The sequence below is a fragment of the Glaciimonas sp. GG7 genome, assembly GCF_052976905.1.
Window position 1 is genome coordinate 17,083 of the sequence record NZ_JBRIIQ010000021.1, and the last position, 13,184, is coordinate 30,266.

Below are 13,184 nucleotides of genomic sequence, written 5' to 3' on the forward strand. Positions count from 1 at the left end.
GTTCCGGGTGAAAAAGCCGTGCGTTGCATGAACGCACGGCTTTTCAGTTAAGACTTGTAACCGCTTTTAGTGAGCACTGGCTGAAACTCCAGCGTTGCACGCTTGAGTTCAGTGGCGACATCGGCGCCGCCCAGCATATTGGTCAATGCGATGCCGTAGACATCCCGGAACTCATTAACCGGCTCGATGATCGGCAAAATCGGTGTACTGCGCTTGATCGCGCCCGACACCGCTGCCAGCCATGCGGCAGGTAGTTTTTGGCTGGCCACGACTTCCTTGTTGGCGTAAGGCGAACTGCGGGCAGGTGCACCCGCGCCGGTCGATAACATGCGCGCTTGCATGACTTTGCCAGTCGCCCACATGGTGTAGAGCCATGCTGCGTCTTTGTTTTGCGAGAATGTTGATACGCCCAAGCCGTCGCCGGTCAGGCCGGAAATCTGACCCGCCGGACCGGCTGGCATTTCTGCATAGCCAACCTTGCCGACCACTTTGGATTTGGTCGGATCTTCCAGCGGCGGTGCAAAGCCACTGCCATCGATCCACATGGCCGCGCGCCCCTGCAAGAACAAACTTTGCGCTTCGTTCCAGTTAAAGCCTGCGACGCCAGCCGGGCCGGTATTTTTGAGCAGATCGCGATACAGTTTGCCTGCCGCGATACCGGCTGGTGAATCGGTGAGCAACTTACCGTCGGCATCGATAAACGTGCCGCCGTAACCGAGGAAGAAAGAAGTCCACAGCAAGACGTTGGCATTCTTCACACCACGCCCGACCATGCCTACGACGCCTTTTGCCGGATCATGCAGCTTGATCGCTGCGTTGGTCAGTTCGGCGAAGGTTTTCGGCACGGCGATATTATTGGCGGCGAATAATTCTTTGTTGTAGTACAGAATCCACGGGTCAAGGTTCAACGGCAGCGTGTCGATACGGCCATCGCTTTGGGTGGCATAAGCAATTCCGCCGGTGGAGAAATCCTTGAAATCGAAATTGGATGGGGCTTTGGCAAAATACGGGCGCAAGTCTTCTAACCATTTGGCCTTGGCAAACTGCTTTTTCTGGGCCTGATAACTCATATGCACCACGTCAAAACTGGTGCGGCCGGAATTGAATTCGATCACCGTTTTCTGGCGTGATTGCTGTTCTGGCACCTGCTCTGAGCCGACCGTGATACCGGTCAGTGCTTCGAATTCTTTTTCATACTTTTGCAGCAGTTCGCCACGCGGATTCTTGATCAGATGCACTTCAAGTTTTTTGCCAGCGGCGCGTTTCCAGTCGAACTCCTGCGCCCACACGCCAGGCAGCATGCCGATCATGCCTAAGGCTGAGGTGGCCTGCAGGATGCGACGACGCTGAAGGTTGGCTTTTTGATCCATTTTGTCTCCTTACTATGATTGTTTATTATATTTGTTGCGCGACTATATGCTCATCTATATGGTCGCGGGGTCTATTTCAAAACTTCTGTAACTTGCCACTACTTGCGCTGCTGCATCCGCATCCAGCTGCGACATCGGCGGGCGCACTCTTAGCCATGCCGAATCATTTTTTTGCTCGGCCAGCACAATCTTGAAAATCGATACAAACGAATGCTGTCCGATCAGGCTCAGGAGCTGACCGATTAGCGCTGTGTCGTGTGGTGATACGTGCGCTGGATGATCAATCACACGCTTGATCAGTCGCGGTGCCAGATTCGCTAATCCGCATACCGATCCTGCCCCGCCGACTTGCATCGCAGTGGCGATGTGCTCTTCAGCGCCGACAAATACCTGCAATGTTGGGAAATCCTTAATCAATTCCAAGGCGTGTTCCAGATTGCCAGCACTGTCCTTGACCCCAATAATTTGCGTTGGATAGCGCTCGACCAAGGCATGGATGATGGTCGCGGTGAAGTGGATGCCGGAGAGTTGCGGGATGTGATACAGGATCACCGACAGCAGAGGATCATTGACCGCATCGATCACTTCGGCAACCGAGGCGATGATGCCTTGCTTAGTCGGGTTACGAAAAAAGAACGGCGGCAATATCAACACGGCGGCGACTTTATGCGCCGCTGCATGTCTGGTCAGCGTGATCTGGTCCACATTGGAGGCCGCAGTCGTGCAGACGATCATGCGCGCGGCCGGAACACCTGCGGCGATCAAGGCGTCGGTGAAGGCCATGCGCTCAGCGACCGAGAACGATGCGCCTTCGCCGGTTGTACCAAAGAGCGTAATGCCATCGGTACCGGCGGCCAATAATGATTTTGCATGGGCGATGCCGCGTTCAGCGTCCAGCGTCAGGTCGGCCGCCAATGGGGTCATGAGGGCAGGCCACAGACCATGTAATGTTGGAGTCAAAATTTTTCCTTTAAAGGTGCTGCCGAGAGGGGCGATGCCGGAGCGCTAATGGGGTGCATAAGCCGGGAGATGCTGTATTTTTCGCTTGGTTTTTCAAGGCACAGGGATTACAGATATCTTTTTTGTTTCTTTATTTTGCGCATATCTGCAAGCTTTGCTGAAATCCGAACGATCAATGATTGCAGTCTAACATGTTGGTTGTAAATGTGTTGGTTGTAAATGATTTGTTTATTTTTCTTACAAATATTGCGGTCTGCATTGTTGGCTCAGACCTTTCAGACGCGGTCAAAGTGCGTGTGGTCAAGTGAGGGTTGTGCTTGGTGTGACTGGAAAGACGCGCCGAGGCAAAGAGAGTCTTGGGAGGCTGGTTGCCAGCGCTGTGAGGAAGGGCGGAGGAGATAATAGTCTGACAAGCTTAAGTCAGAATAATGCGCTATGAGCGTGTCTTGTCTTTAATAATAGAAATGTTATGACATGTTATCTAAATTCGATAACCTTACATAAGCTACTTATAAATGGATTTCGATATCGTCAACCGAAGCCAAGACGATCTAAGTCTCACCGTTACCATCACTCAGTAGCAATAACACCTTTCTTCAGAATCACATTGCCGTACTTGCGTAATTCTCCGGTTTGCACAATGGCAAATGCGGCGGTTGCCCGTTGGTAAAACGCTTCTCGGGATAAGCTGGCGACAGGGCGGGCGTCGTACTGACCGACCACGTTGCGAATCTCATCAAGAGCCGGAACCGTGCCGAGCGGATTGCCGACGATTTCCATCGTCCATCCCGGTTCGGGCACAAAGTCATCGATAGGAAACAGGCTCAATACGGCCTGTACAACCGGGGGCGTTGCAATGCCCGGAATAATCACTAATCTGCGCGCCATCGATGTTGCCGGGAAATTGGCGTCAACAATCGCAATTTCATCGCCGTGGCCCATAGCGGCTAACGCGTGCAACAGGTCTGGGGTGAGAAGGGGGGAGATGGATTTCAGCATGGGGATACCTCGGGTTGGAGAAGCTGACATGTTACCAATAACGGTTACTTTGTAAAGCACAGGATTAGCCGCTGATTGAGCTATGAACATTCATCACACTTGCAGTTGGTGCCGTCTGTCATTGTTCCAGAGGAACAAAACGTTTTGATTAATCCCTTGCATGCAGATACCAAAGCCATCACGGTCACCAAACTTCGGAAATGGCTTTACGACCCAAGAATGGGCTAATTCAATAGAGAGGTTAGTCGCATAGGCAAGTAACTGCCTATGCGTTAAAGGATAATGCTCGGTAGCGTCACAGCTACTAGCAAGCCGCTGCCGCCGGGCGCATCGCCCAAGAAGATTTTTCCGCCATGCTGTTGCGCCACCGATTGCGCGATCGCCAGTCCCAGGCCACTGCCGGATTCGCTCTGGTCGGGTGCCCGGAAAAAACGGTCGAACACACGCTCGCGCAACGCTTTTGGAATGCCGGGGCCCTGATCTGCGACATGCAGTACGGCTTGTGCGCCGACTCGGGTGAGGCTGACGGTGACGATACCGTTTTCCGGGCTGAACTTGACTGCATTTTCAACCAGATTAGCGATCAGGGATTCGAGGCCTTCACGCCGCCCCATGATCCATATCGGCTGTTGCGCGAGCAGTTCCAGTTCGATGTTGCGCGCCAATCCTAGTGCCGACAGTACCGCCAGCCGATCCTGCAGCAGGATATGCAGTGCTAGTCGATCCATTCCGATCTGGCCGGTCGCCTCGCTGCGCATCATTTGCAGCAACTGGCTCACCAGCCGTGTGGCGCGGTCACTGCTGTTGATAATGCCGTTGAGCAGGCTGCGCTGCGCTACGTTGTGTTGCTGCTGCTGTAGCGCTTCGACATTGATGCGCATCGCCGCCAGTGGAGTGCGCAGTTCATGCGCGGCGTCGGCGATGAAACTGCGTTCACGCAACGCGCTTTCTTCGACGCGTCCCAGCAGCATATTGATATTGTCGACCATCGACCGCAGTTCCAGATGCTTGGGTTTGATGGAGAGCGGCGTCAAATCCTGCGGACCGCGCTCGGCCACTTCGCGCGCGACCCGGGTCCAGGGCTTCAAACCGATACGGATCGACAACCAGGCTGGCAATATGAGGAATGGCAGGGCGAGTATCAACGGGATCAGGTAATAGCCACGCTGGTTGATCACCAGAAAATAGCCAACCGGATCCTTAGGCTCGGCCAGAGTCACACGCGTATCTGTCTTTGTCGATTGCCGCGATCTTGTATACCAGTGCATACCGTCGATATCGATCTTTTCGATCTCATTGAGCTTAGTGCTGTGTAAACTGGCAGGTACATGCTCGGATCGATAAATGATCTTGCCGCCCTGGATAATGACGACGCCCGGCCCGATTTCCAGCAGGCCTGGATTTTTTTCTGGCTCAGGATCATATGCGTATTGCAGCATGCGATCGACGTTACGAATGAGCGTATCGCGACGATCCGGCTGATCGGCCAGCGAATCGGCGGCCGTTATGAACGCATCGTAGATGCTGTCGGTGTGCAGAAGACCTCTGTCGTGATGGCCGTCATAAATGACAAAGGCGACAAGCAAGCTCCATAACACCGTCAGCAGCAGCATTTGCCCCAGTAGCATGCGACGCATCAATGTCGGCTGCAGCAGCCGTTTCCATATACGCGTTCTCATGTCGGATCAGCGCGGCGGTCGGTATGGCGTTCGATGACATAACCGACACCGCGCACGGTGCGGATATAACCATCGCCGATTTTGCGTCGCAAATTAGCCATATGGACATCGAGTGTATTACTGGCGTTCGATTGCCCGCCCGGTAGGGCGATTTCTTCGAGGATGCGCCGTGTCACTACGCGGTCGCTGCGTACTAGCAGGGTTTTTAACAAGGCGTATTCGCTCGCGGTCAGCTCGATTGGATTGCCGTCGAGACTCACGCGTCGGGTCAGTGCATGCAGGCTCAGGCCGCGCAATTCGACTGTTTCACCATCGAAGCCGTAGCTGCGTCTGCCCAGCGCGCGTATCCGTGAGAGCAGTTCGGCCAGCATGAATGGTTTGACCAGGTAATCGTCGGCACCGCTGTCGAGGCCGCGCAGGCGGTCGGCCAGGGTGTCGCGTGCACTCAGGATCAGCACCGGCAGCCCGTTTTTTTCCCGGCGGATGCGCGCCAGCAGATTGAGACCGTCGCCGTCGGGCAGGTTTAAATCCAGCAGCACCAGATCGCAGGTGTCGCTATCGAGCACGCGCACGGCGTCGTCTAAGCGGCGTACCCAGACTATTTCCATGCCTTGGTCGGACAAGGCAATGCGCACGCCATTACCAAGGTCGAGGTCATCTTCAATTAACAGGATTTTCATAGGGTTGATTTAATCTAAAAACGGCAATCGTGCCGGTAGCGTGGTCACCCGACAGGTGACAGTATTTATTGTGCAAATATTTCATTTATACAATCACTTATAGATACCTTGAAGCGGTCAACTGCCGTTTTTAGATTTAACCACGACAACATGAAGACTCCCTGAAGAATTCGATTCTTCAGGGAGTCTTCATGTAAGCCTCAGATTTTCTTCAGATTGGTTCTGGATACTGTGAACAAGCCGATCCGGACCGCCTTTATGGTCGGACACGGCATTTAACTCACTTCAAGGAACGCTATGAGCAATCACTATATTCGCAACAAATGCAGCAGTTATCGCCTGTCGCAGCCGAAACGCAAGTCGGTCTTTCTGCTGTCATGCGTGGCCTCACTCTGTGGCGCGCTCTCTTTTGTGTCGGTCAACGCCCAAGCCGCAGAAGCGTCATCTGGTACGGCGGCTAAGGGCAACGCCTTCGTCGTCAGCGTCGGCGGAGGGCTCGTTACCCGTTACTCCGGATCGGACCAGCGCCAATTCTTTGGCGGCCTCTCGCTTGATTATGCAATGCAGAATGGTTTTTATGCCAGCACTTCGCGCGGCATCGGTTATGGCAACACGATAGGCGCTTTTCATTACAGCACTGCACTGGGTTATCGTTCCGGCCGCGCTGAGAAAAATGCAAACGCTTACAGCAAAAACGGCAGCACCAAGTTACGCGGCATGGGTGATATCTCCGGCTCGGTCACCACCCTGCTGACGGCTGGCTATATGGTCGACAATTGGCTAGACCTGACCGTCATCGCCGAGATTCCACTGTCGCAACGTCAGAACGGCAGCAGCTATCACTTCAATGCGAGAGGTAAGGTGTTCTCCGACAGCAGCAATTCCGTCACGTTAGGTGTCACGGCTAGTGTTGCCGATTCAAAATATGCGCAAACCTATTATGGCGTCACCGCGCAACAGTCGGCCGCATCCGGGTACGCAGCCTACAAACCGAAAGCCGGTCTGTATGAATCCCGCGCCGACTTGACCTGGACACATCAATTCAACCCGCGGTGGAGCGTCGATACAACGGTCGGCGTCGTCAGTCTTACCCGCGATGTCGGCAAGAGCCCGATTGTTGTGCGCAAGACCTCCCCGGTCGCTGGCGTAACAGTCAATTACACCTTTTAAATCGCCTGATTTTGAGGACACCCTTTCGAAGGAAACAATGAATGATTTGATCTTAATTACTGGTGCGACCGGCTTTCTCGGCGGCGCGGTAGCGGTAGATGCCATGCAGCGCGGCCTGACAAAACGGCTGCTGTTGCTAGCTAGGGGTAGCGATCCGGAATCCGCCATGGCGCGTTTGCGCACCAACCTTCTGGCACTGGGCGCAAGCGATGCCGACTTAGCGCAACTGAGTTTGCAGCAGATTCTGAACTGCGATCTCAATACCTTGTCCGGTGTCGGCAGCGACCTGCGGCTCGAGCAGGTCGCGCAGGTGATTCATTGCGCGGCGCTGGCGACATTTTCCGCGCATCCGGCCCTGTATCAGGTGAACGTCGACGGCACGATGGCGCTCGCTACATTGATGTATGGTCGGCCCGCGCTGAAGCGCTTTATCTATGTCGGCACCGCAATGGCATGCGGCGAGCAAAGTACGGTTCAGCGTCATATCAAGGAGCGCCATCTGGCCTGCGCCACCAAAGACGCGCATGTGGTGCCGTATACGTATAGCAAGGCGCTGGCCGAAACGCTGCTCATGGAACGCTTTCCCGATCTGCCGCTGGTGCTGGCGCGACCCTCTATCATCGTCGGCCATACCCGTCTCGGATGCGCGCCTTCGCAAAGTATTTTCTGGGTATTTCGGGTCTGGCAGCTATTGGGCGTAACAACGGCTTCGATGGGTGACCGCATCGATGTCGTGCCGGTGGACTGGTGCGCGAGTGCCTTAGTCGACCTGGCGCTCAAAGAGAGCTTGTCGCATTCTGTCTTCCATCTCTCCGCAGGCGTTCAATCGAGCAAGACCTTTTGGCACATCGACCGGGCGTTGACGGTGGGGGGAAGCGGGAGGACCGGCGACTATGATTATGAGCATATCGATCCAGAGCATATGGAGCGGCTGCTGCCGTCGATCCGGATGCGGCTACCCGACTGCAATGCGCGCTTGCTGGTGCGTGCCTTGAAACTGTACGGGGAGTTTGCCCGGCTCGGCTATGTGTTTGACAACCGGCACTTGCTGGCCGAAGGCGTCAGCGCTGCACCTCCCTTTACGACGTATGCCGCGCGTTGCGTCACCAGTACGGTTGGGATACCGATTCAATCGCAAATGATGTGCGACTTTAAATAGAGCGAAATAGGTCGCTTTCGATATCGTATCAATAAGCTAGGTTGATGGGATTGAATCGTCATGACCCTTTGCTGTATCCCGTGACTTGGCAGTTCTGAACAAAGGGTTGAAATTTTTTCGGTTACTCTTTATTGGAATTCGCGGCTTTAATAAAAGACAAGGATGAAATATGAACGCGCCATTAATCAATTTATACCGTCACGCTGAAGATTATTTTTTCAAAGGCATTTCGTCTAAATTCCTGGATCTGGAAGATGGTGCGCATGCCTATATGACGGGTGAAGCCGGACTAAATTTTATTTATATTACAAGGCAGACAAATGCTCTCGATAAAATTTTAATCAAAGGAAAGCAGTTTTACGAACAGGACGATCTTTCATTTTCCGTCATCGTCCCAGAAAAATTGTGCACCCCTCAAATCGCAGGTGTTTTAAATACCATGGGTTATGCACAGACAGAGAAATCCGTTTCTATGGTGTTGAATCTAGATAAATTTGTCATCGATAAAACCGCTAATGTTGATGCCCGAACAATAATCAAAGCCAATGATGATCAATTAAACGACTGGATCATGCCTTTGATGGGGGCGTTTGAATCTACTTTTGAAACAAGTTTGCGCTATGCCGGCAGGCATGTAAGTGCTTTAAAAAATAATATGCATCTTTCCCATTTCAGCTTGTACCAGCAAGGAAAACCAGTCGCATCAATTACCCTGTCAATGAGTGATGGTATCGCCCGGATTGACGATGTAGGAACGTTACCTGCGCTTCAGGGAAAAGGGTATGCAACGCAGCTTATAAAATATGCCTTATCCGAGGCGAAAATATCAGGTGCGCAATATTGTTTTTTGGAAGCATCCGATGCTGGCCTTGGGATCTATACAAAATTGGGATTTGAGCCGCTGTTTGAGAATAATGTTTATTCGGGTAAGGCATGCGTTGTGCGTTGATGGACTTCTCCTCCGAACGTGATGCAAGCTGATCATTGGAAATGTGGGATTGATTTGCGCAGGTAGTTTTTAGAAGTCACTTTCAACGATACGTAAAAAAGCCAACCTTAACGGTTGGCTTTTTTATCTCTGCAGGGCAGTGCTACGAAAATTACCCTACCTGTGGCACTACTTTTTCATTTTTCGTGCCATTCGACACATCAAACATCAATATTCCCAGCCTGCAAAGCATTCAACTCAATAAACGCCCGCCGTGGTTCAACGTCATCTCCCATCAACGTCATAAATATCTGATCCGCAGCAATTGCGTCATCAATCTGCACTTTCAACAAACGGCGCACGGTTGGGTCCATGGTAGTTTCCCATAGTTGGCTTGGGTTCATCTCGCCCAATCCTTTATAGCGCTGTTTGCTGACACCGCGTTCGGCTTCGTCGCGTAGCCATGCCATTGCCTGATGAAAATCGGTGATGGCGAATTCTTTGACTTTTTCACCGGTGCCGCGCCGGACCATGGCACCGGGGCCGATCAAGCCTTTGAAGGTGGCGGCGGCGTTGCTGAGGACTTTGTAGTCGGAGCTGGCGGCGAAGTCGCTGTCGATGACGCTGGCTTTGATGTTGCCGTGGTACATCCGCTGGATGCGTAGCTGATGTTTTTCGGTCAGCTCATCGGATTTGACGATGACGTTGACTGCCGGGTCGCCGATTTCTTTGGTGAGCGCCTGGGCTGATATTTCGGCGTTTTCCAGCGTGTCCATTTGCAGGGTGACGCCGGTCATGATGGCGGTCAGGGCTGCGCCGTCGATGGCGCGGGTGAGGCGCGTGATGATGGCGTTGGCGGTATTGTATTGACGTACCAGTTCGGTCAGGGCGGGTCCGCTGATCGGGTCGGTGCCGGTGCTTGGGATGAGGGAGGCGTCGTTGAGGGCGACTTGCATCATGTATTGGACTTCTTCGACGTCATCTTTGAGATAGCGCTCGTCCTTGCCGTGCTTGACTTTGTAGAGTGGCGGTTGGGCGATGTAGATGTGGCCGCGTTCAACCAGTTGTGGCATCTGGCGATAGAACAGGGTCAGCAGCAGGGTGCGGATGTGGGCGCCGTCGACGTCGGCGTCGGTCATGATGATGATGCGGTGATAACGCAGTTTGTCGGCGTTGAATTCGTCGGGGCCGATGCTGGTGCCGAGGGTGGCGATCAGGGTGGTGATCTGCTCGGACGAGAGCATTTTTTCGAAGCGGGCTTTTTCGACGTTGAGGACTTTACCGCGCAGGGGCAGAATCGCCTGGAATTTACGGTCGCGGCCCTGTTTGGCGGAGCCGCCCGCTGAGTCTCCCTCGACGATATACAGCTCGCATAGTGCGGGGTCTTTTTCCTGGCAATCGGCTAATTTTGACGAGAGGCCGAGGCCGTCCATGACGCCTTTGCGGCGCGTGAGTTCACGCGCTTTGCGGGCGGCGTCGCGGGCGCGAGCGGCTTCGACGATTTTGCCGCAGATGATTTTGGCGTCGTTTGGTCGTTCTTGCAGATAGTCGTTGAGCGTACGGGCGACGATTTCTTCTACCGGCAGGCGCACTTCGCTGGAGACCAGTTTGTCTTTGGTTTGCGAGCTGAATTTTGGCTCGGGGACTTTGACCGATAGCACGCAAGTGAGGCCTTCGCGCATGTCGTCGCCGCTGGTTTCGACTTTGGCGCGTTTGGCGAAATCGTGTTCTTCGATGTATTTGTTGAGCACCCGCGTCATGGCCGCGCGCAGGCCGGTGAGGTGGGTGCCGCCGTCGCGTTGCGGGATGTTATTGGTGAAGCATAAAACTTGTTCGTTGTAGGCGTCGTTCCATTGCATGGAGACGTCTACTGTGACGCCTTCTTTTTCGCCGGTGGCCTGGAAAATGGTCGGGTGTAAGACGCTTTTGTTTTTGTTGATGTATTCGACGAAGCCGCGGGTGCCTCCTTCGAAGGCGAACATTTCTTCTTTGCCGGTGCGTTGATCGCTGAGTTTGATGCGTACGCCGTTGTTAAGGAAGGATAGTTCGCGGATGCGTTTGGCGAGGATTTCGTAATGGAATTCGACGTGGGTGAAAATTTCTTCGTCGGCCCAGAAGTGGACTTCGGTGCCGCGCTTGTCAGTGTCGCCGATGACTTTGATGGGCGAGACGATCATGCCGTTGACGGTTTCGATCTGGCGTTCTTGTGGGACGCCGCGCACGAATTCCATGTAATGGACTTTGCCATCGCGACGGATGGTGAGCTTTAATAATTTGGATAAACCATTGACGCAAGAGACGCCCACGCCATGCAAACCGCCGGAGACTTTGTAGGAGTTTTGATCGAATTTACCACCTGCGTGCAGCTCGGTCATGACGATTTCTGCGGCGCTGCGTTTAGGCTCGTGCTTGTCGTCGAACTTGATCCCGGTGGGGACGCCGCGGCCATTGTCGGTGACCGAGATGGAGTTGTCGGAGTGGATCGTGACGTTGATCTCGGTGCAATGACCAGCTAACGATTCATCGATGGAGTTATCGAGGACTTCGAATACTAAATGATGCAGGCCGGTTCCGTCTGAGGTGTCGCCGATGTACATCCCCGGACGCTTTCGAACTGCTTCCAGACCTTCGAGTATCTGAATGGAGGACGCACCGTAGGTATCGACTGGCGCTGGTACTGGCGGTTGATTGGTGTTGTCTTGAGGGATTGATGACATGGCTACCTTAAGTTCTAAAAAACATGAATCCAAGCCGAAATCCGCATTTTGTGCAGATTTCTTAGATGCGGCAAAGGGGCCTAAGCCCCTATTTCACGACACTGCTTTGACGATTTATTACTAGCTATTTAATGCATATTTCGTATTACGTGTTACGTATCACGAAATTGCTCAATGACAGAGTTTTAATGAAAACTCAAATCCGCATCGGCATCACAACGTATTTAAAGTCCGGGTTTTCAGGCACGGTGATCAATGCCGATGAATTGGCGTCGCCCAAGGCGATATTGACGTTGTCGCCTTTTAAATTGTTGAGCACGTCGAGCAAATAGGTGACGTTAAAACCGATGTCTACGCTGTCGCCGCCGTAATCGATTTCGAGCTCTTCAATCGCCTCTTCCTGATCGGCATTGGTGGAGTTGATTTTGAGGCTGCCTGGCGTAACGACCCAACGCACGCCTTTGAATTTATCGCTGGTCATGATGGCGGCGCGCTGCAATGAGCGCAGCAGACGATCCCGGCCGATAGTGAAATCGTTTTTGTAGCCCTTAGGGACCACCCGGGTGTAATCAGGGAATTTGCCTTCAACCAGTTTTGAAATCAGCTCAATATCGGCAAACGTGAGTTTGACTTGATTGTTGGCGATTTCGAGTTGGACCGGCTCGTCGGTTTCGTCTAGCAGGCGTTGCAGTTCGATGATGGTCTTGCGCGGAATGATGACTTCCTGGCGCACGAACTCTTGCTCTGTTGCGACCTGGCAAAATGCCAGACGGTGACCGTCGGTTGCGACGGCGATGACGTTGTTGCCGTCGAGTACCAGTAGCAGACCGTTGAGGTAATACCGAATGTCCTGTTGCGCCATCGAAAAATGGACCATGTTGAACAAATGCTTGAGGGTCTTTTGCGGCAGCGTGACGGTGGCGTTGTAATGCTCGGCTTGCGCGACTGTCGGGAATTCTTCGGCGGCCAATGTTTGCAGTGCAAAACGCGATTTGCCGGATTGCACCGTCATGCGTTTGTTGCTTAATGTCAGTGAGACTTCGCCCGATTCTGGCAAGGCGCGCAGAATATCGAGGAGCTTACGCGCCGCGACCGTGGTGGCGGCAATTTCGGCGCCACTGCCGACCTGGGCTTTTGTCGTAATTTGTACTTCAATGTCGGTGGACAGAAAAGAGACGTTTTCGCCGTCCTTGCGTATGAGGATATTGGCCAAAATCGGCAATGTGTGCCGACGCTCGACAATACCGCTCACGATCTGCAGTGGCCGGAGAAGGGCATCTCGGTTGGTTTTGACCAATTGCATAGCTATATCCTTATTATCAAAATTTCAACAAAATCGCTTCGTTTTCGGCCATTTTTGAGTGACCTTGAATCAGTCTGTCAATGTAACTTATTTCGACTACTTCCGAATGACATTGGCAGCAAATCTACGGACGATTTACTGATTATTTATTACTTTTGAGCGGGCTTATATTTCCATCAGACAACCTGCGCAAATCTGGTGCAATTTTTAACGATACAA

The 13,184-nt window shown here is 53.0% G+C and carries 10 protein-coding genes; 3 read left to right on the forward strand and 7 right to left on the reverse strand.

The window, feature by feature from the left end; genetic code table 11:
- Positions 1–47: 47 nt before the first annotated feature.
- The 5 genes from ACVBEF_RS07465 to ACVBEF_RS07485 form a co-directional block, all read right to left on the reverse strand.
- Positions 48–1,370: an ABC transporter substrate-binding protein gene (locus ACVBEF_RS07465; RefSeq protein WP_447123312.1), complete on the reverse strand. Its 1,323-nt coding sequence runs from the start codon at positions 1,368–1,370 to the stop codon at positions 48–50.
- Between the two features lie 54 nt (positions 1,371–1,424).
- Positions 1,425–2,330, reverse strand: a complete 906-nt coding sequence (locus tag ACVBEF_RS07470; RefSeq protein ID WP_447123313.1) for a dihydrodipicolinate synthase family protein — start codon at positions 2,328–2,330, stop codon at positions 1,425–1,427.
- Between the two features lie 570 nt (positions 2,331–2,900).
- Positions 2,901–3,329 (reverse strand): RbsD/FucU family protein, encoded by a 429-nt coding sequence (locus ACVBEF_RS07475; protein WP_447123314.1) that lies wholly within the window; start codon positions 3,327–3,329, stop codon positions 2,901–2,903.
- Between the two features lie 272 nt (positions 3,330–3,601).
- Positions 3,602–5,008 (reverse strand): ATP-binding protein, encoded by a 1,407-nt coding sequence (locus ACVBEF_RS07480; RefSeq protein WP_447123315.1) that lies wholly within the window; start codon positions 5,006–5,008, stop codon positions 3,602–3,604.
- Positions 5,005–5,688 carry a response regulator gene (locus tag ACVBEF_RS07485; protein ID WP_447123316.1) on the reverse strand — a complete coding sequence of 228 codons (684 nt, stop codon included), beginning with the start codon at positions 5,686–5,688 and terminating at the stop codon, positions 5,005–5,007. The genes ACVBEF_RS07480 and ACVBEF_RS07485 overlap by 4 nt, the downstream gene beginning before the upstream one ends.
- 297 nt (positions 5,689–5,985) lie before the next feature.
- Here ACVBEF_RS07485 and ACVBEF_RS07490 point away from each other — a divergent pair, with 297 nt between their 5' ends.
- The 3 genes from ACVBEF_RS07490 to ACVBEF_RS07500 all read left to right on the forward strand — a co-directional run bounded on the left by ACVBEF_RS07490 (position 5,986) and on the right by ACVBEF_RS07500 (position 8,966).
- Positions 5,986–6,858, forward strand: a complete 873-nt coding sequence (locus ACVBEF_RS07490; protein WP_447123317.1) for a MipA/OmpV family protein — start codon at positions 5,986–5,988, stop codon at positions 6,856–6,858.
- A 37-nt stretch (positions 6,859–6,895) separates the two neighbouring features.
- Positions 6,896–8,017, forward strand: a complete 1,122-nt coding sequence (locus ACVBEF_RS07495) for an SDR family oxidoreductase (RefSeq protein ID WP_447123318.1) — start codon at positions 6,896–6,898, stop codon at positions 8,015–8,017.
- 169 nt (positions 8,018–8,186) lie between these two features.
- Entirely contained in the window at positions 8,187–8,966 is a 780-nt protein-coding gene (locus ACVBEF_RS07500; protein WP_447123319.1) for a GNAT family N-acetyltransferase, read from the forward strand.
- Positions 8,967–9,166: 200 nt separating this feature from the next.
- Here the strand turns inward: ACVBEF_RS07500 and gyrB are convergent, their stop codons facing one another.
- Positions 9,167–11,662, reverse strand: a complete 2,496-nt coding sequence (gene gyrB / locus ACVBEF_RS07505; protein ID WP_447123320.1) for a DNA topoisomerase (ATP-hydrolyzing) subunit B — start codon at positions 11,660–11,662, stop codon at positions 9,167–9,169.
- A 196-nt stretch (positions 11,663–11,858) separates the two neighbouring features.
- The gene (dnaN, locus tag ACVBEF_RS07510; protein WP_447123321.1) at positions 11,859–12,965 is read right to left on the reverse strand and encodes a DNA polymerase III subunit beta; all 1,107 of its coding nucleotides are present in this window, start codon (positions 12,963–12,965) and stop codon (positions 11,859–11,861) included.
- Between the last annotated feature and the right edge of the window lie 219 nt (positions 12,966–13,184).